The following is a 23,928-nucleotide window of genomic DNA, read 5'->3' on the forward strand; positions in this document are numbered from 1 at the left end:
GCGATGCGTCCGCACGTCACGACGACGTGCGGGCGAGTTCGTCCCCTTCGCGCGGCTGCGTTTGCGCGCGCGACAGCCGCGGAATGTGCCGCCGCACCGCGAGCAGCGCGACGCACACCACGCCCATCGCAACGGCCAGCATCGTCAGGTACGCGCCCGCGCCGCCCGCCGTGATCACGAGCGCGCCCGCGAACGCGCTGAGGATCGCGCCGAGCCGGCCGAACGCGAGCGCGCTCGCGGTCCCCGTCGCGCGCACGGCCGTCGGGTAGATGTACGCGCACAGCGCATACATCGTCGACTGCACCGCATTGACGAACAGCCCGTGCAGGCCGAGCCCGACGATCAGCCAGTTCGTGTGACGGCTCGCGTCGACGCCCATCAGCCACACCGCGCTCGCGGCGCCCCCGATGCTGCACAGCGCGAGCGGCCAGCGCGACCCCGCGTGCGCGATCGCCCACGCGCACAACAGCGCGCCGATCACGCCGCCGAGGTTGTACGCGGTGAGTCCCGAGCCCGCAACCGACACGCTCAACCCGCTCGCCGCGAGCATCGTCGGCAGCCAGCTGAATGCCGCATACACGGCGAGCAGACACATGAAGAACGCGCACCACAGCGCGACCGTGTCGCGCGCCTGCCCGCTCGCGAACAGCGCGCCGAAGCCGCCGCGGCCGCCCGGCGCGCGGGCGTCCTTCGCATCGGTGAACACGGTGCCCGGCGCGACCGGCCGCTGCATCCGCGCGAGCAGCGCGCCGAGTTCCGGCCAGCGCGCGGGGCGCCGCGCCAGATAGCGCGGCGATTCGGGCAACGCGCGCACGAGCACGAAGCCGAGCACGAGCGGCAACGCGCCGCCCGCGAAGAACAGCCCGCGCCAGCCGTAGCGCGGCAGCACCTCGTGCGCGAACAGGCCGGCCAGCATCCCGCCGAGCGGCACGCAGACGATCGTCGCGGTCACCATCATCGTGCGGCGCCGCGCGGGCGTGTATTCGGCGGTCATCGTCGTGGCGGTCGGCAGCGCGCCGCCGATCCCGAGCCCCGCGCAAAAGCGCAGGATCGCGATCGTCGCGACGTCGGGCGCGAACCCGATCGCGCAGGTCGCGATGCCGAACAGGAACACGCTGCCGATCACGGCCTGGCGGCGGCCGAAGCGGTCCGCGACGATCCCCGCGCACGCGCTGCCGATCCCCATCCCGACCAGCCCCGCCGCGACGGCCGGCGCGAACGCGCCGCGCGTGACGCCCCATTCGCGGATCAGCACCGGAATCGCGAAACCGATCAACTGGCCGTCGAAACCGTCGAGCACGATCGCGAGCGCGGCGAGCAGCACCACGCCGCGCTGCATCGGCGTGAACGGCCCGTCGTCGAGCGTCGTGCCGATGTCGACCGAGGGCGGCCGCCGTTCATTCAGTGCGTCGGGCGTGCTCATGCGGCCTCCGATGCACCGCGCGTCGGCGGCAAGAGGCGCGAACGGCGCGCGGCAAGACAACGGTATTCGATGGTTTTCATGGCGTCTCCTGTTGTCCGGGCTGGCGCGCGCACGCGTGCCCGGATCTCATGCTGTGCAGCAGTCGACCGGCGCTCATCGATCGGCACCGGTGTCTCGTCCCATCCTTCAAGATCCAGCGCCGTTGCTTCGCGCGCACGGCATCCGTATCGTCATGCGGCGCCAGCCGGCCGCCGGCCTGTTGCTCAGTTCGTCCGCGCGTCGATCAACCGGACCAGCGCGAGCAGCGTCTCCGCATGCGGCACCGCGACGCCAGTTTCGCGTGCGGCCGCGACGACCTTGCCGCTGATCGCATCGATTTCGGTGCGGCGCCCCGCAAGCACGTCCTGCAGCATCGACGGGCGATGGCCGAGATGGTCGCGGATCGCATGCTCGACGTTGCGCGCGATGCGCTCGCCATCGACCGCGATGCCCTTCGCGCGCGCGACGGCGGCCGTCTCCGCCGCGATCGCGAGCGCGAGCCGCGGCCCGTCGTGATGATGGCCGAGCTGGTCGACGGTGCAGCCCGTCGCCGCGCACAGCGTGTTGAGCGCCGCGTTGAACGCGACCTTCTCCCAGATCGCGGCCCATACGTCGGCGTCGAGCGTGCACGCGAGCCCCGCGCGCGACAGCGCGTCGGCCACCGCCGCCGCGAACGGGTGCGCCGCACCGTCGGCCGTCATCATGCGGATCGTGCCGGCGCCGTGCGAGCGCACGTGCGCGGGCCCGGCCGCATCGGCCGGCCACGTCGTCACGCCGACCAGGATGCGCTCCAGCGGCACGAACGCATTCAGCGTCTCGACGTTGCCGAGCCCGTTCTGCAGCGTCAGCACGAACGTGTCCGTCGTCAGCAGCGCGCGCACGCCATCGAGCGCCGCGCGCGTGTGCAGCGATTTCGTGAAAACGATCAGCAGGTCGAACGGTGTGTCGGGCGCGCCGGCCGCGGCCGCATTCGCGGCTTCCGGTCGCACGGCCTGCAGCGTGCGAATGCGCCGTTCGCCGCGATCGTCGTCGATGCGCAGCCCGTCGCGGCGGATTGCATCGAGATGCGCATCGTTCACGTCGATCAGCGTGACGGCTTCGCCGCTTTCGGCGAGCCGCCCGCCGAACAGCGAGCCCATCGCGCCCGCTCCCAGAATCGCGATTCTCATCGTCGGCCGCCTCGTCAGAATGGGTAGTGGCGCGGGGCCGTCTGCACGGTGATCCAGCGCAGGTCGGTGAACGCGGCGATGCCGGCGTTGCCGCCGAAGTGGCCGAAGCCGCTGTCCTTCACGCCGCCGAACGGCATCTGCGCCTCGTCGTGCACGGTCGGGCCGTTCACGTGACAGAGGCCCGATTCGATGCGCGCCGCGACGCGCAGCGCCCGCGCGACGTCGCGGCTGAACACGGCCGACGCCAGCCCGAACGCGTTGTCGTTCGCGCAGCGGATCGCGGCCTCCTCGCCGTCGACGCGCACGATGCCCTTCACCGGGCCGAACGATTCTTCCGCATAGACGCGCATCGCCGGCGTCACGTGGTCGAGCAGCGTCGCCGGAAACAGCGTGCTGTCCGCCTTGCCGCCGCACCGCAGCGTCGCGCCGTGCGCGAGCGCATCGTCGATCAGCGCGTTGCAGCGCTCGACCGCCTTGGTGTCGATCAGCGAACCAAGGACGACCGGCCCGTGGCGCGGGTCGCCGAGCGGCAGCGACGCGGCCTTGGCGGCGAGCTTCGCGACGAACGCATCGGCGATCGACGCGTCGACGACGATGCGCTCGGTCGACATGCAGATCTGCCCGGAATTCGCGAACGCCCCGAATGCGGCCGCGGCGACCGCCGCGTCGAGGTCGGCATCGTCGAGCACGACGAACGGCGCCTTGCCGCCGAGCTCCAGCACCGCCGGCTTCAGATGGCGCGCGCACGCTTCGGCGACGATCCGCCCGACCCGCGTCGAGCCGGTGAAATTCACGCGGCGCACGGCCGGGTGCGCGATCAGCGCGTCGACGACGGCGCCCGCATCGTCGGGCGCGTTCGTCACGAAGTTGACGACGCCCGGCGGCAGCCCGGCCTCCTGCAGCGCCTCGACGACCAGCCCGTGCGTGACGGGGCACAGCTCCGAGCCTTTCAGCACGATCGTGTTGCCGCAGGCGAGCGGCAGCGCGAGCGCGCGCGTCGCGAGAATCACCGGCGCATTCCACGGCGCGATGCCGAGCACGACGCCGGCCGGCTGCCGCACGCCCATCGCAAGCGAGCCCGGCACGTCGGACGGGATCAGCTCGCCGCCGACCTGCGTGGTCAGCGACGCGGCCTCGACGAGCCCGCTCGCCGCGAGCTGCACGTTGAAGCCGGCCCACAGCGCGGATGCGCCCGTTTCAGCCGCCATCGCGGCGACGAACTGCTCTTGCTTCGCTTCGAGCGCGGCGGCCGCCTTCAGCAGCAAGGCGCGCCGCGCGCCGGGGCCGCGCGCGGCCCAGCCGGGAAACGCACGGGCAGCCGCATCGGCCGCCGCGCGCGCATCGTCGACGGTGCCTGCGGGCGCGGCCGACGCGATGTCGCCGTCGAGCGGGTTACGGCGCACGAAGGTCGCGCCGCTGGACGAGTGGCGGCGTTCCCCGCCGATCAGCATCGCTACGGTTTGCATGGAATCTCCGGAAAGACGCGCGCGGCGCGTCAGGCAATCTCGACGTCGACGACGACCGGCGTCGCCGCACGCAGCGCATCGGTCAGCGTGTCGCGCAGGCGTGCGGCATCGGTCACGCGCACGCCGCGGCAGCCCATCCCTTGCGCGAGCGCGACGAAATCCAGGTCGGGCAGATCGGTGCCCTGCACCGGGTCGCTCGGGCCGAAGCCGAACACGGGCGCAAAATCCTGCAGCGCCGCGTAACGCCGGTTGTTCAGGATCACGAACGTGATCGGCAGTTTCAGTTGCGCGGCGCTCCACAGCGCCTGGATCGAATACAGGCTCGAGCCGTCGCCGATCAGCCCGATCACGCGCCGGCCCGGCTGCGCGAGCGCGACGCCGACGGCGGCCGGCATCCCGTAGCCGAGCCCGCCGCTGTCCATCGTGTAGAACGTGCCGCTGCGCGTGAACGGCAGATGCTCCTGCATCACCGGCCGCGCGCTCGGCGCCTCCTCGACGACGATGTCCTGCGCGTCGCGCACGTCGGCGAGCGTCTGCAGCGCGAACGCGACCGACATCCGCTCGCCGGCGGCGGGCGCATCGACGCGCACCCGCGGCGCGCGCGCCTCGGGCATCGGCCGCTCGGGCGGCGCGGGACGCGCCAGCAGATCGCGCGCGGCGAGCCGCAAATTGCCGACGACCGCATCGCCCGACGGCGTCCACGCGGCGACGCCCGGATCGTCGACGAGCTGCACGAGCGTCGCGCCCGGCGGCACGTGCGGGCCGAAGCCCTCGATGTGATAGGTGAACGCGGGCGCGCCGAACGCGAATACGAGGTCGTGGCCGTCGAGCCGCGCGACGATCTTCTCGCGGATCGCAGGCAGGAAGCCGGCGAACAGCGGATGGTCCTCGGGAAAGCTGCAGCGCCCCGACATCGGCGCGACGTACACGCGTGCCCGATGCCGTTCGGCGAGCTGCACGACGTCGCCCCACGCGAGCGCGCGATCGACGGCCGCGCCGACCACCAGCGCGGGACGCCGCGCGGCATCGAGCGCGTCGCCGAGCCGCGCGAGCGCGTCGGGATCGGGCCGCACGACGCTGCTCACGTCGCGGCGCGGCAGCAGCTCGGCCGGCTGGTCCCAGTCGTCGACCGGAATCGACACGAACACCGGCCCGCGCGGCTCCTGCATCGCGATCCGGTACGCACGCGCGATCGCGGCCGGCACGTCCTGCGCACGCGCGGGCTCGATGCTCCATTTCACGTACGGCTTCGGCAACTCGGCGGCCTGCGTCGCGCCAAGGAACGGATCGAACGGCAGAATCGCGCGCGCCTGCTGGCCCGCGGTGACGATCAGCGGCGTGCGGTTCTTGAATGCGGTGAACAGATTGCCCATCGCGTTGCCGACGCCGGCCGCCGAATGCAGGTTCACGACGGCTGCATTGCCGGTGGCCTGCGCATGACCGTCGGCCATGCCGACCACGACGGCTTCGTGCAGGCCGAGCACGTAGCGGAAATCGTCGGGGAAGTCGCGGAACATCGGCAGCTCGGTCGAACCGGGATTGCCGAACACGCGGTCGATGCCGAACTGGCGGAGCAAATCGATCACGGCGTCGCGCACGGTGATCGATGCGGCGGAATGGGACGGGGTGCCGGACATGCTCGGGCGTCTCCTCGATGGCTTGGCGGTTTCCACAGTATCGAAGCGCAAGCCATTCACGGATACTGTATTTTCTGCGAAAAGCCATTACGTCCCCGCATGACTTTCGATCTCCGACAATTGCGCGCGTTTACGACGATCGTCGCGTGCGGCAGCCTCGGCCGTGCGGCCGACGCGCTGCATGTCACGCAGCCGGCGCTGAGCCGGATCCTGAAGCGGCTCGAGGAGCAGGTCGGCGCGCCGCTGTTCGAACGCCATTCGAAGGGCGTGCAACTCACCGCGTTCGGCGAAGCGTTGCTGCCGCACGCGACGCTGCTGCAGCACGAGGCCGAGCATGCGCGCGAGGAACTGGACGCGATGCGCGGGTTCGCGAAGGGCACGATCAAGGTCGGCACGGTGGGCAGCATCGCGAGCCTCGTGCTGCCGGTCGCGGTCGGCCGCGTGCTCGACCGCTGGCCGAACCTGCGCGTCGAAATCATCGAGGGCGTGTGGGACCGGCTCGCGGAAGGGCTGATCAAGCACGAGATCGACCTCGCGCTGTCCGCGCACGGGCCCGATACCGACGAGATCGTCGCGATTCCCGAATGCCGCTGGGAAGATCGCAGCCATATCGTTGCGGCGCCGCACCATCCGCTGCGCGCGCTCGGCCGCGCACCGACGCTCGCCGATACGCTGCACGCGCGCTGGGCGATTCCGCCGCGCGGCACCGCGCCGTTCGACCACATGCGCGCGACCTTCGACGCGCACGGGCTGCCGTTGCCCGACATCGCGGTCGAGACGCGCTCGGTCATCACGCTGAAAAGCCTGGTCGCGCATGCGGGCTTCCTCAGCTGGATGGCCGAGCCGATGGTCGGCGCCGAACGGCGCGCCGGCACGATCGACACGCTGCCGGTACGCGAAGTCGTCGCGGTGCGCACGCTCACCGCGTTCCGGCGCCGCCACGGGATCCTGCCGGGGCCGGCCGGCAAGCTGCTCGACGAACTCGTCGCCCTCACGCGCGAAGGGCGCTGACGCCTTTTCCGCCGGCGCCGCCCCACTCGCCCTGCCCCGTACGCCACCGCAGCGCACCATCGAAATGCCGTGTCCGCGCCTTGACTTTCGCTCGCCCGAATACGATCATTCGCTCACACAAAGAGCAAATGATCGTATTCGACAGGATAGACAGCCAGGAACAGGAGACACGGATGAGCGAATCGTCCTCCGCCCACGCGCCCGTGCTGCTGCACATCGGCGCGGGCTCGTTTCACCGCGCGCACCAGGCGTGGTATCTGCATCGCGTGAACGCGGCCGTGCCGGCCGACGAACGCTGGTCGCTGACCATCGGCAACATCCGCGACGACATGCGCGCGACGATGGACGCGCTGGCCGCCCAGCACGGCGCGTACACGCTCGAAACCGTCACGCCGCAAGGCGAGCGCGCGTACGAGACGATCCGTGCGATCACGCGCGTGCTGCCGTGGTCGATCGACCTCGCCGCGCTGATCGACGCGGGCGCCGATCCAGCCTGCCGGATCGTGTCGTTCACCGTCACCGAAGGCGGTTACTACCTCGACGAACACAACCGGCTCGACGTCGCGAACGCCGATCTCGCCGCCGACCTGCAGGGCGCGCGCACGACGCTGTACGGCGCGCTCGCGGCGCTGCTCGCCGAACGTGTGAAGCGCGGCGCGGGCCCACTCACGCTGCAGAGCTGCGACAACCTGCGCAACAACGGCGCACGCTTTCGCGCGGGGATGCGCGAATTCCTCGAACGGCGCGGCGAAGGCGGCCTGCTCGCGTGGTTCGATGCGCACGTCGCGACGCCGAGCGCGATGGTCGACCGCATCACGCCGCGCCCGACCGCCGACGTGCGCGAGCGCGTGCGGGCGGCCACCGGCATCGACGACGCGTGCCCGGTGATGGGCGAATCGTTCATCCAGTGGGTGATCGAGGACCGCTTCGCGGCCGGCCGGCCGCGCTGGGAACTGGCCGGCGCGGAACTCGTCGACGACGTGCATCCGTACGAGGAAGCGAAGATCCGCATCCTTAACGCGACGCACAGCTGCATCGCGTGGGCCGGCACGCTCGCGGGCTACACCTACATCCATGAAGGCACGCACGACGCGGCAATCCGCCGCTTCGCGCACGGCTACGTGACGCAGGACGTGATCCCGTGCCTCACGCCGAGCCCGCTCGATCTCGCGCGCTATCGCGACGTCGTGCTGGAGCGCTTCGGCAACCCGTACGTGCTCGACACGAACCAGCGCGTCGCGGCCGACGGCTTCTCGAAGATTCCCGGCTTCATCGCGCCGACGCTCGTCGAATCGTTCGCGCGCGGCGCCGCGCCGGTCGCCACCGCCGTGCTGCCCGCGCTGTTCCTGCGCTTTCTCGAACGCTGGGCGCGCGGCACGCTGCCCTATGCGTACCAGGACGGCGTGATGGACGACAGCAGCGCACGCGCGATCGTCGAAGCCGACGACCCCGTCGTCGCGCTGTGCGCCAACCGCGCGCTGTGGGGCTCGCTCGCCGGCAACGCGGCGCTGTTCGATGCGTTGCGCGCCGGGCTCGCGCGCGTCGACGCCTGGCTCGCCGCGCGTTGACGACGCGCGCGCCGGCGCCCGGCCGCGCAGCCGGGCGAACCCGCTTGGCACAGGCCGTGCGGCACGGCTAAAGTAGCGGCTCCTCACCGACCGAACGGATCGCTCATGTATCTCGGCATCGACCTCGGCACCTCGGAAGTGAAGGTGCTGCTGCTGGCCCCGGACGGCACGGTGGTCGGCACCGCGGGCTCGCCGTTCACCGTGTCGCGCCCGCACCCGCGCTGGGCGGAACAGCATCCGGACGACTGGTGGCAAGGCACGCTCGCCGCGCTCGCGGCGCTGCGTGAACGGCATCCCCACGCGTTCGCGCAGGTGCGCGGCATCGGCCTGTCGGGCCAGATGCACGGCGCGGTGCTGCTCGGCCGCGACGACCGCGTGCTGCGCCCCGCGATCCTGTGGAACGACATGCGCAGCGCCGACGAATGCGCGCTGCTCACCGAACGTGCGCCCGACCTCCACGCGCTGGCCGGCAACCTCGCGATGCCCGGCTTCACCGCGCCGAAGCTGCTGTGGGTCGCGAAGCACGAACCCGACGTGTTCGCGGCCACCGCGTGCGTGCTGATGCCGAAGGATTACCTGCGGTTCCGGCTGACCGGCGCGAAAGTGTCCGATCCGTCCGACGCGGCCGGCACGCTGTGGCTCGACGTCGCGCGCCGCGACTGGTCCGATGCGCTGCTCGCCGCGTGCGGGATGACGCGCGAGCAGATGCCGCGCATCGTCGAAGGCAACGCGCCGTCCGGCACGCTGCGCGCGGACGTCGCACGCGAGCTCGGGCTGTCGGAGGCCGTGCTGGTCGCGGGCGGCGGCGGCGACAACGCGACGAGCGCGCTCGGCATCGGCGCGATCCACGCGGGCGACGGCTTCGTGTCGCTCGGCACGTCGGGCGTGCTGAGCGTGGTCGGCGATCGCTTCATGCCGAATCCCGCGTCGGCCGTGCATGCGTTCTGCCATGCGATTCCCGATCGCTGGCAACTGATGAGCGTCGTGCTGTCGGCCGCGAGTTGCCTGCGCTGGGTCTGCAAGCTGACCGGCACCGACGAGCCCGCGCTGCTCGCCGAAGTCGAGGCGCTCGATCCCGACGCGCTCGCGGCGGCGCCGCTGTTCCTGCCCTACCTGTCCGGCGAACGCACGCCGCACAACGATCCATACGCGCAGGGCGTGTTCTTCGGGATGACGCATGCGACCGAGCGCGCGCACTTGGGCTACGCGGTGCTCGAAGGCGTGACGCTCGGCCTCGCCGACGGCCTCGACGCGCTGCACGCGGCCGGCGTCGAAACCGACCAGCTGTCGCTGATCGGCGGCGGTGCGCGCAGCGCGTTCTGGGCGCAACTGATCGCGGACGCGCTGAACGTGCGCACGCAGCAGATCGGCGGCGGCGAAACGGGCGCGGCGCTCGGCGCGGCGCGGCTCGGTTGGCTGGCCGTCGGCGGCGACGCACATACGGTGCTGACCAAGCCGCCGGTACGCGCCGAATACGCACCGGATGCCGCTCGCCATGCGCGGCTGCGCGAACGCCTCGATGCGTTCCGCACGCTGTACCGTCACGTGCGGCCGCTGTACGAGCCGTCGCGCGCGCGGCTCGCGTAGGCGCGCTCCGTCGCACGGCCGGCCGCAGGCCAGCCGCGCGACATGCGTTACAGTGGATGCCGTCATGCGGCCCGCCGGCCGGCCCGCGGGGCGGCCCCCCGATCCGAACCGAATCGCTATCGTGTCCAAGTCCTCAGAAAAACTCGATCTCGCCACGCGCGCCGCGTGGCTCTATTACGTCGCGGGCGACACGCAGAACGAAATCGCCGAAAAGCTGCAGGTGTCGCGCCCCGTCGCGCAGCGTCTCGTCGCGTTCGCGGTCGAGAAGAACCTGATCCGCGTGCGCGTCGACCATCGGCTCGCCGACTGTCTCGACCTCGGCGCGCAGCTGTCGAAACGCTACGGCCTCGCGATGTGCGAAGTCGTGCCCGTCGACGCCGATGCGCCCGACGCGATCGACCGCAAGCTCGCGGTCGCCGGCGCGCAGGTGATGGAGCGCTACCTGAACGAGACGCGACCGATGGTGATCGCGGTCAGCAGCGGCCGGACGCTGAAGGCCGCGGTCGCGCAGATCGCGCAGATCGACCGCCCGCAGCACCGGCTCGTGTCGATGGTCGGCGCGATCGCGGCCGACGGTTCGTCGAACCGCTACGACGTCGCGCAGTACATCTCCGAGAAAACCGGCAGCAAGCATTTCCTGCTGCCCGCGCCGCTGTTCGCCGACAGCGACGCCGAACGCGCGCAGTGGTGCAACCACCGGCTGTACCGGATCGTCGAGGCGCTGTCCGGCGAGGCCGACGTCGCGTTCGTCGGGATCGGCAACATCGGCCCGCACTGCCCGCTCTACGAAGACGGCTTCATCACCGAACAGGAGCGCGACGAGATGACCGCGCTCGGCGCGGTGGCCGAGCTGCTCGGCGTGCCGATCGACGCGCAGGGCACGCAGATCACCGTGTCGACGAGCGCGCGCGTGACCAGCGTCGCGCTCGCCACGCCGCCGAAGCTGCCGACGATCGCGTTCGCCGGCGGCCCGAAGAAACACGACGCGGTGATTGCCGCGCTGCGCGGCGGCTGGCTGTCGGGGCTCGTCACCGACGAAGCGTGCGCGCGCGCCGCGCTCGCGGCGAAGGCGGCCTGACGCGGCCATGGATCCTGCGCGGCGCTCGGCCGTACCGGCATTGCTTCGCGCTACCGCGGGGGACGCACGATCGACGCGCAAACCGCCGAACACCGACGCGTCACGCCGCCTTCGCGTGCACGCTCAGCCGCCGGAACGCCTGCCCGTTTTCGTCGAACAGGTGACAGTGCTCCGCCTGCGCATGCACGCGCAACGCGTCGCCGGTGCGGTACGTGTCGAGCGGCGGAATCCGCGCGATCAGCCCGTCCGGCGCGACGGCCGATTCCGCATACAGATATGCGGCATCGCCGAGCGACTCGACCGCCATCGTGCGCGCGGCAACGCCCGCGGCGGCCGCATCGACCAGCAGATGCTCGGGCCGCACGCCCACGGTCACCGCCGCGCCGCGTTGCAGCCCCGCCGCGTCCACCGCGACACGCTGCGTCTCGCCGCTGTCGAAGCGCACGAGCACGCCGCCCGCATCGGCCGATTCGACCGTGCCCTTCAGGAAGTTCATCTTCGGCGAGCCGATGAAGCCCGCGACGAACTGGTTCGCCGGCGCGTGATAGAGCGCGTTCGGCGTGCCGACCTGCTGCACCGCGCCGCCCGACAGCACGACGATCTTGTCGGCGAGCGTCATCGCCTCGACCTGGTCGTGCGTCACGTAGATCATCGTCGTCTTCAGCTCGTCGTGCAGTCGCGCGAATTCCAGCCGCATCTTCACGCGCAGCGCGGCGTCGAGGTTCGACAGCGGCTCGTCGAACAGGAACACCTTCGGCTTGCGCGTGATCGCGCGACCGATCGCGACGCGCTGCCGCTGGCCGCCCGACAGCTGCTTCGGCTTGCGGTCGAGCAGATGATCGATGTGCAGGATTTTCGCGGCCTGCTTCACCGCCTGGTCGATCTCGGGCTTCTTCGCGCCGGCGAGCTTCAGGCCGAACGCCATGTTGTCGTATAGCGTCATATGCGGGTACAGCGCATACGACTGGAACACCATCGCGATGCCGCGTTTCGCGCTCGGCACGTCGTTGACCTTCGCGCCGTCGATCAGCAGGTCGCCGTTCGAAATGTCTTCGAGGCCGGCAATCATCCGCATCAGCGTGGATTTGCCGCAGCCGCTCGGGCCGACGAACACGACGAATTCGCCGTCGGCGATGTCGAGGTTCACGTTGCGCAGCACTTCGGTGTCGTCGTAGCGCTTCGCGATGTTGCGCAGGAGCACGCTTGCCATGATCTGTCTCCGTTCGTTCGTGATGCGCCGCGTTGAAAGCGGCGCGCCTTCGTTCCTGATTGCTAGTTCGGCAGCACCTCGCCCGTCGCCTGCCAGCGCGCGACGTAGCCGGGCAGCTCGTGCATGTCGTCGAATACGTGACGCGCGCCGATGCCGCGCAGCGCGTCGATCTGGGCCGCCGATGCGTGCCCGCCGCCGATGAAGCCGAGCACGGTCATGCCGGCCGCGGCCGCGGCGGTGATGCCGGTCACGCTGTCCTCGACCACGAGGCATTGCGCGGGCACCGCGCCGAGCGTGCGTGCGGCTGCCAGATACACGTCCGGCGCCGGCTTCGGCCGCGCGACCGCATCCGCGCAGAACAGCCGGTCGCCGAAGAAGCGCGCGAGGCCGGTGCGCGCGAGCGCCGCTTCGACGTACGTGCGGTAGCTGTTGCTCGCGCAGGCCGTCGTCAGGTCGATCGCGGCCAGCGCCGCGTCGATGCCTTCGACCATCGGCGCATTCACGGCCGCCGCCTCGACCGCGCGGCGGATCGCGTCGACGTCGCCGGCCGATAGCGTGCGGCCCACGGCGTCGCTCGCGCCGGCCAGCACGCGCTCGATGCGCAGCCCGAGCAGCGGCATCACGGCCGGCCGCGCGTCGACCCCTGGCCAGCGTGCATCGAGTTCGCGCACGATCACGTCGGCGGCCACGGCCTCGCTGTCGATCAGCACGCCGTCGCAATCGCAGATCAGCACGTTCACGCCGTGGCCGGTCGTACGTTTGCCAGCGGCACCTTTGCTTGCATCGCTCATTTAACCGCCCCGAACGTGAGCCCGCGCACGAGCTGCTTCTGCGACAGCCAGCCGACGATCAGGATCGGCGCGACCGCGAGCAGCGACGCCGCGGACAGCTTCGCCCAGAACAAGCCTTCGGGGCTCGAGTACGACGCGATGAATACGGTCAGCGGCGCGGCGTTCGAGCTCGACAGGTTGATGCTCCAGAACGCCTCGTTCCACGACAGGATCACGAGCAGCAGCGCGGTGGACGCGAGCCCCGGCAGCGCCATCGGCATCAGCAGGTAGACGATCTCCTGCCACGTCGATGCGCCATCGATCCGCCCGGCCTCCAGGATGTCCTTCGGGATTTCGTTGAAGTACGTGAAGGTCATCCACACCGCGATCGGCAGGTTGATCAGCGTGTAGACGATCACGAGCCCCGACACCGTATCGAGCAGCCCCGCGTTCTTCCACAGCAGGTAGATCGGCACCAGCACGCCGACCGACGGCATCATCTTCGTCGACAGCATCCACAGCAGCACCTTCTGCGTGCGATGGTTCGGGAAGAACGCCATCGCGTACGCGGCCGGCACCGCGAACAGCAGCGAGATCACGGTGACGCCGGCCGAGATCAGGATCGAATTCCACGCGAACCCGAAGTAGTTGCTGCGCGCGAACACCTCGCGAAAGCTGTCGAGCGTCGGGATGAAGAACAGCGACGACGCGTACGCCTGCTGCTCGGTCTTGAACGCGGTGATCGCCATCCAGAAGATCGGGAAGAACAGCAACAGCGCGATCAGCCACGCGAGCGTGCCGGGCAGCGCACGCCGCACGAGGTCGAACACGGCCGGCGTGCGCCGGCCCGCCAAGGTCAGGTCGCTCATTTTTCGTACTCCCCTTTCAGGTTGCGCGCGAGCATCCGCACCAGGAAGAACGACACGACGTTCGCGACCACGACGGCGATGATGCCGCCCGCGGACGCGAGGCCGACGTCGAACTGCTGCAGGCCGAGCGCATAGATCAGGTACGACAGGTTGGTCGTCGCGTCGCCAGGGCCGCCGCCGGTCGTCGTGTAGATTTCCGCGAAGATCGACAGCAGGAAGATCGTCTCCATCATCACGACCACGGCGATCGCGCGCTTCAGGTGCGGCAGCGTGATGTAGAAGAACATCGCGATCGGGCCGGCGCCGTCGATGCGCGCGGCTTCCTTCTGCTCCTGGTCGAGCGACTGGATCGCGGTGAACAGGATCAGGAACGCGAACGGCAGCCACTGCCATGCAACGATGATGATCACCGCGGTCAACGGGTAGTCGGCGAACCAGTCGATCGGCGTCATCCCGAGCGCGCGCATCGCGTTCGCGACGAGCCCGTACACCGGATGCAGGATCATGTTCTTCCAGATCAGCGCGGAAACCGTCGGCATCACGAAGAACGGCGCGATCGCGAGCAGGCGCGCGACGCCCTGCCCGTAGAACTTGCGGTCGAACAGCACGGCCATCAGCACGCCGCCGATCACGGTGATCGCGAGCACCGCACCGATCAGCACGAGCGTGTGCCAGATCGCCGGCAGGAACGACGGATCGGTCGCGAGGAAGCGGTAGTTGTCGAACCCGGCGAAGCCCTTCACGTCCGGGTTCAGCAGGTTGTAGCGCGAGAACGAATACCAGATCGTCATCGCGAGCGGAATCGACATCCACAGCAGCAGCACCGCGACGGACGGCGACACGAGCCAGCTCGCGCCGCCGCGCGCGCGGCGCGGCGCGCCGGGCGGCGACGACGCGTCGCCGACCGACGGCGCGTGAGCATGGCTCAGGGGAAGACGCAGGTGACGCATGACGGAGTCCCTCCGGTTGATGCGCGGGCGCGAACGGCCTGCCCGCCTGTCGGCCTCGCCGGCCCGCGCCGTGTGCGATGGCGCACGACGCGGGCCGCGCGACGGCTTGCGCGTTACTTCTTGTAGCCTGCCTGCCGCACTGCGCGGTCGGCGGCGGCCTGGCCCGCGGCGAGCGCCTGGTCGACCGACATCTGGCCCGCGACCGCGCCCGCGATCGACTGGCCGACCACCGTGCCGAACGACTGGAATTCAGGAATCCCGACGTACTGCACGCCCGTGTACGGCACCTTCTTCAGCGACGGATCGTTCGGGTCGGCCGTCTCGATCGCCTTCAGCACGAAGTCCGAGAACGGCGCGGCGGCCTTGTACTCGGCGCGCTGATACGTCGACGTGCGCGTGCCCGGCGGCACCGACGCCCAGCCCTCGTCCTTGCCGACCATCTCGATGTACTGCTTCGACGTCGCCCACGCGATGAACTTGCGCGCGGCGTCCTGCTGCTTCGACGTCTTCGGCACGGCCAGCGCCCACGCCCACAGCCAGTGCGAGCCCTTCGGCGTCGCGGCGACCGGCGCCGCCGCGAAGCCGATCTTGTCGGCCACCTGCGACTGCTGCTTGTTGTAGAGCATCCCGGCCGCGACCGTCGCGTCGATCCACATCGCGCACTTGCCGGACGCGGTCAGCGTCAGGTTCTCGTTGAAGCCGTTCGAGCTCGCGCCCGGCGGGCCGTTCTTCTTCAGCAGGTTCACGTAGAAATTGATCGCCTTCTTCCATTCGGGCGACGTGAGCTGCGCATTCCAGTTCTCGTCGAACCACCGCCCGCCGAACGTGTTCACGACCGTCGACACGTACGCCATGTTCTCGCCCCAGCCGGCCTTGCCGCGCAGGCAGATCCCGTAGGTGCCCTTCGACTTGTCGGTCAGCTTGTCCGCGAATTCGGCGATCTGGTCGTAGGTCGGCTGGTCGGGCATCTTCAGCCCCTTCGCCGCGAACAGGTCCTTGCGGTAGAACGTCATCGAGCTTTCGACGTAGAACGGCAGCGCGTACAGCTGGCCGTTGTACGACAGGCTGTCGCGCGCGGTCTTCACGATGTCGTTCAGGTCGTAGTCGGCGGGCAGGCCCGTGATCGGCGCGAGCCAGCCGCGCTTGCCCCACTGCGGCGTTTCGTAGGTGCCGATCGCCATCACGTCGAACTGGCCGCTGCCGGTCGTGATGTCGGTCGTCGCGCGCTGGCGCAGCACGTTCTCCTCGAGGATCACCCAGTTCAGCTTGATGTCGGGGTTCGCCTTCTCGAACGCCGGCGACAGCTTCTTCAACTCGATCATGTCGGGATTGTTCAGCGTCGCGATCGTCAGCGTGTCGGCGGACGCCGCGCAGGCCGCCGTCGCGAGCGCGGCTCCGGCGAAACAGCGTGCGGCGGCGTCGAGCATCTTTCGTTGCATGGCATGTCTCCTGTGATTGTTCGAAATGTCGTCGGTCTTGCGTGGTGTTGCGTCGCTTCCTTCGCGGCCCGTCATGCCGGCCGCTGCATCCCGCACGCGCGCGCATAGTGCGCGATCACGTCGCGTATCCGGTGGCGCACCCATGCGCGCGGCTCCTTCGCGAGGCCGCCCGCGCGGCACGCCGCGTAGACGTCCGGCAGCCACTGCGCGACGAGCGTCTCCGGCACCGGCTGCCGCGCGAGGTTGTCGAACAGTTGCTCGACCGCGGCCGCGACGGCCGGCTGCAGCCAGTAATAGCGGATGCGGTCGCTGTAGCTGAACTGGCGCGCGAGCCGCTGCGCGGTCTCGTCGCCGCGGTAGTACGGCGCCCAGTGCTCGGGCTGCGCGCGCATCGCCGCGTCGACGACGTCGCGCAACCGCGAGCGCTGCGCGACGTCGTCGATCAGCGCGTCCTCGATGTACGTCAGCGCGAACAGCGCCTCGCGCAGCGCGAACGTCAGCGCGGGGCCGACCTTCAGCACCGCGAAGTGGTCGCGCACGAGCGCGGCGAGCGCGGCTTCGGTCTGATAATCGGTCGAATGCGCTTCGAATACGAGGCGCGGTGTCTGCAGGATACTCGCGCCGAGCGACGCCGCCTTCGCGCTGTCGTAGTCGAGCACGTGGCGATCGTCGAAGTCGACGCCCGGCTGCGCGACGATCGCGACGACGCGCATCCACGCATCGTCGAGCCCGGCCGCCGCGAACGCGCGGCGGTGCGCGTCGAGCGTCGCCGCGATGCTGTCGCTGCGCGTGACCGCGATCCGCGCGATCGCGTCGCCGCTCGCGTCGTTACTTGCCTCGCCGCTCACTTCGCCGCCCGGCGTCGGCACCTCGGTGCCGATCACGTAGACGGGCGCGATCCCGGCGCGCGCCGCCGCGTCTTCCGCGACGCGGCACAGCTCGGCCGCGCGCGCGGCGATCGTGCGATCGTCGAGCCGCGCCGGATCGTCCGCGCACGCCATGCTCGCATCGAGATGGATCTTTTCGAAACCGGCTTCGACGTAGGCCGCGATCATCGCGGCCGCTTCACGCATCGCGTCGGCCGCGCGGCGGTGCCGCCACGGGTTCGGGCCGAGATGGTCGCCGCCAAGCACGAGCGCCGACGGCGCGAGCCCGCAGCGTGCGGCGATCGCATCGACGTCGCGACGAAAATCGGCGGGCGTCATGCCCGTATAGCCGCCGAGATGGTTCACCTGATTGCAGGTCGCCTCGATCAGCAGCGGCGAGCCGTCGGCTCGCGCGGCTTCGCACGCGGCCTCCAGCACGAGCCGGTGCGCGCTGCAGATCGAATAGATGCCGCGCTGCGCGTCCGCGCGGTTCGCGTCGAAGATCATCCGCAGCACGGTGTCCGCGTGCGCGGTGCGCGTGCGCTCGGCAACGGTCGTCAGGCCGGACATGCGATACCTCGTTCGGTCAGGAAGCGGTCGATCTCGGCCGCGCCGCTGTTGCCTTCCATCGGGCCGCGCCGCGTGACCGCGATCGCACCGGCCGCGTTCGCGCGGCGCAGCGCGACGTCGACGGCCAAGCCCGCGACGAGGCTCGCGACCAGCGTGCCGCCGAAGCAGTCGCCGGCGCCGGTCGGATCGACTTCGTCGACCGGAAAGGCCGGCGCTTCGGCCCGGTTCGCGCGATCGAACGCGACGCTGCCTTGCGCGCCGCGCTTGAGCACGACGCGCTCGAGCAGCGGATGCGTCGCGAGCAGGCCCGCGATCGCGCGCTCGGCCGGCTGCGGCCCGCAGAAGAACGGCAGGTCGGCTTCGCTCGGCAGGAACAGGTGACACGCGGCGAGCATCTCGTCGAGCGCCGCGCGCATCGGGCGGAAGCTCAGCATTTCGGGCCGCACGTTCGGATCGAACGACACCTTGGCGCCCGCGCGCGCGGCCTCGATCACGCCGCGCTGCACGGCCGCGATCGCCGATTCGCTCGTCAGCGACGAGCCCATCACGTGGAAGTAGCGGCAGCCGTCGAACATCGCGGTGTCGACGTCGGACGCATCGACGCACGCGGCCGCACTGGTCGAAAGCGTGAACACGAAACTGCGCGAACCGTCGTCGCGATACGCGACGAATGCGGTGCCGGTCGGGCGCGCGACGCGGCGAATGCGCGCGACGTCGACGCCGTCGCGGGCGAGCCGCGCGACGATCGCATCGCCGAACGCGTCGCGGCCGACACAGCCCGCATATGCGACGCGCGCGCCGAGCCGCGCGGCCTGATCGGCGAAGATCGCCGGCGCGCCGCTCGGGAACGGTCCTTCGAACAGGCCGGGCGTATCGAAACCCTGGCCGCGCTCGGCGGCGACGAATTCCGCCAGCAGTTCGCCGGCGACGACGATCTCGGCCATCAGGCGAGCCCTCCTCGGTCGACGGCGGCCGCCGCGTCGCGGGCCGGCCGGCAGGTGGCGCGTGCGAGCGGCAACATTTTCAGCTCATCCAGTTGCCGCCGTCGACGTTCAGCGTCTGGGCGGTGATGTAGTCGGCGTCGGCCGACGCGAGGAACAGCGCGGCGCCCGTCAGGTCGCCCGGCACGCCCATGCGCCCGAGCGGCACCGCTTCGCCGACGAGGCGCTTCTTCTCGCCGAGCGGCCGGTTCTCGTAGCGTGCGAACAGCGCATCGACCTGCTCCCACATCGGCGTGTCGACCACGCCCGGCGCGATGCCGTTCACGTTGATCCGGTGTGGCGCGAGCGCCAGCGCGGCCGACTGCGTATAGCTGATCACCGCGGCCTTGGTCGCACAGTAGTGCGAAACGAGTGCCTCGCCGCGACGGCCGGCCTGCGACGACATGTTGACGATCTTGCCACCGCGCCCCTGCTCGACCATCCGCTGCGCGACGGCCTGCATCAGGAAGAACAGCCCTTTCACGTTGACCGAGAACAACCGGTCGAACACGTCCCACGATTCGTCGAGGAGCGGGCGCATGTCGAACAGCGCCGCGTTGTTGAACAGGATGTCGACGCCGCCGAAGCGCTCGACCGCCGTCGCGACGATCCGCTCGATGTCGTCGCGGCGCGTGACGTCGGCCGTGACGGCCACCGCGCGGCCGGGGTTGGACTCGATCAGCCGCGCGAGCGAACCGCCTGCCGGCTTCACGTCGACGAGCACGCAGCGCGCGCCCTCGTCCAGATAGCGTTGCGCGACCGCTTCGCCGATGCCGCTTGCGGCGCCCGTCAGGATCGCGACCTTGTGTTCCAGTCTCACTGGCTGTCTCCGGTTCGTTCTTGCTGCACGACGGTCACGAGGTGAGCGAACGCTCTCCGATCGATCAATTGCTCTGTTAGTGATCGAATGATCGGATACGCGATACGCGCTGTCAAGACGACGCGACGGCTTTCTATGACGCGCTGCGGCACGACGGCGCACGGCTGCATCCCGCCGCGCCCGCGCTGCAAGGCAAGAAGCGCACGGTGCGGCGCAGTGGCATCGATGCTGACGGGGATGGAGGAAGGACGGAAAACGGAATTGGCACTGCACGGCGCAGCGATACGTTATATCATCGCGATACTGTGTTTCATCGCCCTGCTTCACGCCATGGCTACCTCATCGTCCATTGACGCCCGGCTGTCCCGGGCCGACGCATTCGCCGCCGAGCACGGGCTCGCGTGGACGCCGCTGCGTCGCCAGGTCTACGAACGCGTGCTGGCCGCGCAGCGCCCGATCGGCGCGTACGACCTGCTCGCCGAACTCGAACCGCAACGCGGCCGCGTGCCGCCGACGACCGTGTACCGCGCGCTGGATTTTCTCGTCGAGCACGGCTTCATCCACCGGATCGAATCGAAGAACGCGTTCCTCGCGTGCTGCGAGATCGGCGTGCCGCACGAAGGCCAGTTCCTGATCTGCGATTCGTGCGGGGACACCGTCGAGATTCCCGGCAGCGATCTCGCGAAGCAGCTGTCCGCGAGCGAGCCCGCGCACGGATTCGAAGTCCATCACCAGGTCGTCGAGCTGAACGGCCTGTGCGGGCACTGCAAGCGCAAGCCCGCGCAGCGCTGACGCCGCATCGCGCGGCGCCTGCGCCGCCCTTCCAACGAGGAGTTCCATGTCCATTGCCCTGAAGCGCGCGCCGCGGCGCGCCCTGTCGCCTGTCCGCTGGCTCGCCGCGGCCGTCGCCGCGCTGTCGTTCGCCGCGCCCGCGTTCGCGCAGGCCGCGACCGTCAACGTCGTCGCCGCGGAGAATTTCTACGGCGACGTCGCGTCGCAGATCGGCGGCCGCCACGTCGCGGTCACGAGCATCCTCAGCAATCCGGACCAGGATCCGCACCTGTTCGAAGCGAGCCCGAAGACGGCCCGCGCGCTGCAGCACGCGCAGGTCGTGATCTACAACGGCGCCGACTACGATCCGTGGATGGGCAAGCTGCTCGGCGCATCGAAGCAGGCGAAGCGCGCGACGATCGTCGTCGCCGATCTCGTCGGCAAGAAGGCCGGCGACAACCCGCACCTGTGGTACGACCCGGCGACGATGCCGGCCGCCGCACGCGCGATCGCGGCCGAACTCGGCCGCGCCGACCCGGCGAACCAGGCCGAGTACGAGGCGAACCTGCAAAAGTTCGTCGCGTCGCTGAAGCCCGTCGACGACAAGGTCGCCGCGCTGCGCGCGAAGTACAAGGGCGTGCCGGTGACGGCCACCGAGCCCGTGTTCGGCTACATGTCGGACGCGATCGGCCTCGACATGCGCAACCAGCGCTTCCAGCTCGCGACGATGAACGACACCGAGGCGAGCGCGCAGGACGTCGCCGCGTTCGAGGGCGACCTGCGCAAGAAGCAGGTGCGCGCACTGATCTACAACAGCCAGGCCGAAGAGCCGATGACCAAGCGCATGCTGAAGATCGCACGCGACGGCGGCGTGCCGACCGTCAGCGTCACCGAAACGCAGCCGGCCGGCAAGACCTTCCAGCAATGGATGATCGGCCAGCTCGACGCGCTCGGCAGCGCGCTTTCATCCGGCAAGTAAGTAATAGACGACCGTCACGACATGACCGCCACTCCCCACGCCCTCGCCCTCGATCGCGTCACGCTCGAACTGGGCGGCCGCACGATCCTGCGCGACGTCAGCTTCTCGATCGAGCCCGGCGAATTCGTCGGCGTGCTCGGGCCGAACGGCGCGGGCAAGACGACGCTGATGCGCGCGGTGCTCGGCCTCGTCCCCGTGTCGGCCGGCACGCTGTCGGTTGGCGGCGTGCCGGTCGTGCGCGGCAACGCGTCGATCGGCTACATGCCGCAGATCAGAAGCGGCCTCGCGAACCGCCGGATGCGCGGCTACGATTTCGTCGCGATGGCCGCCGACGGCCATCGCTGGGGCTTGCCGCACACGAACGCGGCCACGCGCCGCGACGTCGATCGCGTGCTCGATCTCGTCGGCGGCCCGTCGCTCGCGCGCCGGCCGCTGTCCGAACTGTCGGGTGGCGAGCGCCAACGGCTGCTGCTCGCGCAATGCCTGCTCGGCAACCCGAAGCTGCTGCTGCTCGACGAGCCGCTGATCAGCCTCGACCCGAACCACCAGCGCGGCGTCGTCGAGCTCGTGCGCAACGTGCAGCGCGAGCTCGGCATCACCGTGCTGTTCTCCGCGCACGAACTGAATCCGCTGCTGAACGCGCTCGACCGCGTGCTGTATCTCGGCAACGGCGTCGCGGCGCTCGGCACCGTCGACGAGGTGATCACGAAGCCCGTGCTGTCGCGGCTCTACGGTTCGCCGATCGACGTGATGCGCGTGAACGGCAAGATCTTCGTGATGTCGGGCGACGTCGAGATCGAGAAGCACGACCACGAACACGAGGACGACGACGGCCACTCGCACGGCGGTGGCGGCGGCCACGGCCATCACCACCACGGACACGCTCATCCCGGGCATTCGCACGATGTTTGAATACGACTTCATGATCAACGCGTTCGCCGCGTCGGGGATCGTCGCGGTGCTCGCGGGCATCGTCGGCTATTTCCTGGTGCTGCGCGGACAGACCTTCGCCGGCCATGCGCTGTCGCACGTCGGCTTCACCGGTGCGACGGGCGCGGTGCTGCTCGGCATCTCGCCGATCTGGGGGATGGTCGGCTTCACGCTCGCGGCCGGGATCGGCATGGGCGCGCTCGGCGAAAAGCTCGCGGGCCGCGACGTCGCGATCGGCGTGATCCTGTCCGGCGCGCTCGGCTTCGGCCTGCTGTTCCTGCACTTCTACACGTCGTTCGCGACGCAGGTCACCGCGCTGCTGTTCGGCAACGTGCTCGCGGTCAGTCACGACACGCTCGCGGTGCTCGCGGGCATCGGCACGGTGAGCCTGCTCGCGCTCGCGCTGATCGCGCGGCCGCTGCTATTCGCGTCGCTGCAGCCCGAACTCGCTGAAGCGAAGGGCGTGTCGCTGCGCACGGTGTCGATGCTGTTCCTCGCGGTGTGCGCACTCGCGGTGGCCGCAGCAACGCAGATCGTCGGCGTGCTGCTGGTGTTCACGCTGCTGGTCGGGCCGGCCGCGGCCGCGCAGAACGTGTCGACGCGGCTGTCGACGGGCGTGCTGCTCGCCGCGCTGTTCGCGCTATTCGAAGCGTGGGCCGGCATCGTGCTCGCGTATCACACCGACTGGCCGACGAGTTTCTGGATTACGGCGCTGTCGGCGCTCGTATATGGGGCGAGCCTGCTGCGCAGGGCATGACGACGGACATGTCGACAGACGGCGTCATGTGATGGCGTGCCACGCACATATGCCCGTTGCCGCGAGCATCAACAGCCCGATCCACGGTTTGGCACCTGCGGCTGCGGATCTCGCGAGCAGCACAACCTGAGCAGCCGCGACGGCGATCAGCAGTACATAGGCGACAAGCGCCCGGTCGCCCGCTTCGTCCCGAATCGCTCCGATCGTGACGGATGGGTCGACTTCGTGCATCCATGCGTACTTGTTTCCGGCGATCGCGACAACGACGAGCAAGCCGATTACGCATGCGACGTGAATGGCAAAGCGGAAGAGACGAGTCATATTCGCGCCCTGAATATTACTGCACGAGCCGGGTGAAACGCGACCAATGCGTAGCGATGAAATTACCGTAACTGGTATTTTGCTTGATCTGATCGAGAGATAATCCGCTTCCTCGATTGTAGCGGGCGCCGATGATGCGAATCTGATCCATCGAAAACGGATACTGGAATCCATCGCGCAACGCCAATTGGCGGAGATGTCGTGCAACGACGTCGATATTGAAGACATCGCGTTGAAGGCAGTGCGCCAAACTCCGGAATTGCGACGCCGACATTGCCGAAGGGTCCATTCCCAGCGTTTGCGCTGCCGTGCGAAGCTGCATGCTGACCGGACCGAACGACGTCATTGCCGGATGGCGCGTAAGCGTCAGATGCTTGTCGACGAATAGCGGACCGCTCCAGTCGAACGTGCGCACTTCGAATGCCATGCGATCGATGAATTCTGGGTCCCCGCCCACCTCGATCCAACATACGCCCGCGAGCATTTCCGGCGGCAGAAAGTTTCGCCCCGCTGCTGCCCGGATATGCGACTTGTTGTGCATGACCCATGCATCCTTGAACGCCTGGATGTATTTGATGCCGCCATTCCATCGCTCGGGCACGAGTTTCCACGCAAACAGATTAATTAGCCCCCAGCTAGGGTAATGCCGTTCAGTTAAGGTTCTTTCTGAGGAACCGGACAGCATAACGAGCAGGACGGGACTTGACGGCCCGATCGC

22 protein-coding genes are annotated in these 23,928 nt (G+C 69.6%); 8 read left to right on the forward strand and 14 right to left on the reverse strand.

Annotated features, from left to right (window positions below):
* Positions 1-16 precede the first annotated feature (16 nt).
* The 4 genes from J8I33_RS06845 to mdlC all read right to left on the reverse strand — a co-directional run bounded on the left by J8I33_RS06845 (position 17) and on the right by mdlC (position 5,734).
* On the reverse strand, positions 17-1,423 hold the full coding sequence (locus tag J8I33_RS06845) for an MFS transporter (protein ID WP_209926292.1): 1,407 nt from the start codon (positions 1,421-1,423) through the stop codon (positions 17-19).
* 263 nt (positions 1,424-1,686) lie between these two features.
* Positions 1,687-2,631, reverse strand: a complete 945-nt coding sequence (locus J8I33_RS06850) for a 2-dehydropantoate 2-reductase (RefSeq protein WP_209934051.1) — start codon at positions 2,629-2,631, stop codon at positions 1,687-1,689.
* A 14-nt stretch (positions 2,632-2,645) separates the two neighbouring features.
* Positions 2,646-4,097 carry an aldehyde dehydrogenase family protein gene (locus J8I33_RS06855; protein WP_124639450.1) on the reverse strand — a complete coding sequence of 484 codons (1,452 nt, stop codon included), beginning with the start codon at positions 4,095-4,097 and terminating at the stop codon, positions 2,646-2,648.
* 29 nt (positions 4,098-4,126) lie between these two features.
* Positions 4,127-5,734 carry a benzoylformate decarboxylase gene (mdlC, locus tag J8I33_RS06860; RefSeq protein ID WP_209934053.1) on the reverse strand — a complete coding sequence of 536 codons (1,608 nt, stop codon included), beginning with the start codon at positions 5,732-5,734 and terminating at the stop codon, positions 4,127-4,129.
* A 99-nt stretch (positions 5,735-5,833) separates the two neighbouring features.
* On the opposite strand from mdlC, the gene J8I33_RS06865 reads away from it, so the two are divergent.
* The 4 genes from J8I33_RS06865 (at position 5,834) to J8I33_RS06880 (ending at position 10,978) form a co-directional block, all read left to right on the forward strand.
* Complete coding sequence (locus J8I33_RS06865) at positions 5,834-6,745, forward strand: LysR family transcriptional regulator (RefSeq protein ID WP_050017005.1); 912 nt, start codon at positions 5,834-5,836, stop codon at positions 6,743-6,745.
* 173 nt (positions 6,746-6,918) lie between these two features.
* A complete protein-coding gene (gene dalD / locus J8I33_RS06870; RefSeq protein WP_209926290.1) occupies positions 6,919-8,313 on the forward strand; it encodes a D-arabinitol 4-dehydrogenase in 1,395 nt (464 codons plus the stop codon).
* Between the two features lie 105 nt (positions 8,314-8,418).
* A complete protein-coding gene (xylB, locus tag J8I33_RS06875; RefSeq protein ID WP_175977455.1) occupies positions 8,419-9,900 on the forward strand; it encodes a xylulokinase in 1,482 nt (493 codons plus the stop codon).
* Between the two features lie 64 nt (positions 9,901-9,964).
* Entirely contained in the window at positions 9,965-10,978 is a 1,014-nt protein-coding gene (locus J8I33_RS06880; protein ID WP_011546075.1) for a sugar-binding transcriptional regulator, read from the forward strand.
* Between the two features lie 100 nt (positions 10,979-11,078).
* Here J8I33_RS06880 and ugpC read toward each other — a convergent pair whose 3' ends face one another.
* The 8 genes from ugpC to J8I33_RS06920 form a co-directional block, all read right to left on the reverse strand.
* Positions 11,079-12,188 carry a sn-glycerol-3-phosphate ABC transporter ATP-binding protein UgpC gene (gene ugpC, locus J8I33_RS06885; protein ID WP_124557316.1) on the reverse strand — a complete coding sequence of 370 codons (1,110 nt, stop codon included), beginning with the start codon at positions 12,186-12,188 and terminating at the stop codon, positions 11,079-11,081.
* A 62-nt stretch (positions 12,189-12,250) separates the two neighbouring features.
* Complete coding sequence (locus J8I33_RS06890) at positions 12,251-12,979, reverse strand: HAD family phosphatase (protein WP_209934055.1); 729 nt, start codon at positions 12,977-12,979, stop codon at positions 12,251-12,253.
* Positions 12,976-13,827: a carbohydrate ABC transporter permease gene (locus J8I33_RS06895; protein ID WP_050016995.1), complete on the reverse strand. Its 852-nt coding sequence runs from the start codon at positions 13,825-13,827 to the stop codon at positions 12,976-12,978. Before J8I33_RS06895 ends, J8I33_RS06890 begins: the two co-directional genes overlap by 4 nt.
* On the reverse strand, positions 13,824-14,777 hold the full coding sequence (locus tag J8I33_RS06900; RefSeq protein WP_011546081.1) for a sugar ABC transporter permease: 954 nt from the start codon (positions 14,775-14,777) through the stop codon (positions 13,824-13,826). The genes J8I33_RS06895 and J8I33_RS06900 overlap by 4 nt, the downstream gene beginning before the upstream one ends.
* A 113-nt stretch (positions 14,778-14,890) precedes the next feature.
* Complete coding sequence (locus J8I33_RS06905) at positions 14,891-16,216, reverse strand: sugar ABC transporter substrate-binding protein (protein ID WP_209934057.1); 1,326 nt, start codon at positions 16,214-16,216, stop codon at positions 14,891-14,893.
* Between the two features lie 71 nt (positions 16,217-16,287).
* The gene (locus J8I33_RS06910; RefSeq protein ID WP_050016993.1) at positions 16,288-17,652 is read right to left on the reverse strand and encodes a D-tagatose-bisphosphate aldolase, class II, non-catalytic subunit; all 1,365 of its coding nucleotides are present in this window, start codon (positions 17,650-17,652) and stop codon (positions 16,288-16,290) included.
* Positions 17,640-18,596, reverse strand: a complete 957-nt coding sequence (locus J8I33_RS06915; protein ID WP_209934058.1) for a sugar kinase — start codon at positions 18,594-18,596, stop codon at positions 17,640-17,642. The genes J8I33_RS06910 and J8I33_RS06915 overlap by 13 nt, the downstream gene beginning before the upstream one ends.
* A gap of 79 nt (positions 18,597-18,675) precedes the next feature.
* Positions 18,676-19,452 (reverse strand): L-iditol 2-dehydrogenase, encoded by a 777-nt coding sequence (locus tag J8I33_RS06920; protein WP_050016989.1) that lies wholly within the window; start codon positions 19,450-19,452, stop codon positions 18,676-18,678.
* Positions 19,453-19,782: 330 nt separating this feature from the next.
* On the opposite strand from J8I33_RS06920, the gene J8I33_RS06925 reads away from it, so the two are divergent.
* From J8I33_RS06925 to J8I33_RS06940, 4 genes are read left to right on the forward strand one after another with little or no spacing between them, the layout of a single operon-like run.
* A complete protein-coding gene (locus J8I33_RS06925; protein ID WP_050017093.1) occupies positions 19,783-20,244 on the forward strand; it encodes a Fur family transcriptional regulator in 462 nt (153 codons plus the stop codon).
* Between the two features lie 46 nt (positions 20,245-20,290).
* A complete protein-coding gene (locus tag J8I33_RS06930; RefSeq protein WP_209934060.1) occupies positions 20,291-21,202 on the forward strand; it encodes a metal ABC transporter solute-binding protein in 912 nt (303 codons plus the stop codon).
* A gap of 21 nt (positions 21,203-21,223) precedes the next feature.
* A complete protein-coding gene (locus tag J8I33_RS06935; RefSeq protein ID WP_050016985.1) occupies positions 21,224-22,114 on the forward strand; it encodes an ABC transporter ATP-binding protein in 891 nt (296 codons plus the stop codon).
* The gene (locus J8I33_RS06940; RefSeq protein ID WP_209934062.1) at positions 22,107-22,889 is read left to right on the forward strand and encodes a metal ABC transporter permease; all 783 of its coding nucleotides are present in this window, start codon (positions 22,107-22,109) and stop codon (positions 22,887-22,889) included. The genes J8I33_RS06935 and J8I33_RS06940 overlap by 8 nt, the downstream gene beginning before the upstream one ends.
* Before the next feature lie 24 nt (positions 22,890-22,913).
* On the opposite strand, the gene J8I33_RS06945 is transcribed toward J8I33_RS06940, so the two are convergent.
* Together J8I33_RS06945 and J8I33_RS06950 are read right to left on the reverse strand one after the other, a co-directional pair.
* The gene (locus tag J8I33_RS06945) at positions 22,914-23,210 is read right to left on the reverse strand and encodes a hypothetical protein (protein WP_209926275.1); all 297 of its coding nucleotides are present in this window, start codon (positions 23,208-23,210) and stop codon (positions 22,914-22,916) included.
* A gap of 16 nt (positions 23,211-23,226) precedes the next feature.
* Entirely contained in the window at positions 23,227-23,895 is a 669-nt protein-coding gene (locus J8I33_RS06950) for a hypothetical protein (RefSeq protein WP_209934079.1), read from the reverse strand.
* Between the last annotated feature and the right edge of the window lie 33 nt (positions 23,896-23,928).

The organism is Burkholderia sp. AcTa6-5 (assembly GCF_017815075.1).
Lineage (GTDB): Bacteria > Pseudomonadota > Gammaproteobacteria > Burkholderiales > Burkholderiaceae > Burkholderia > Burkholderia sola.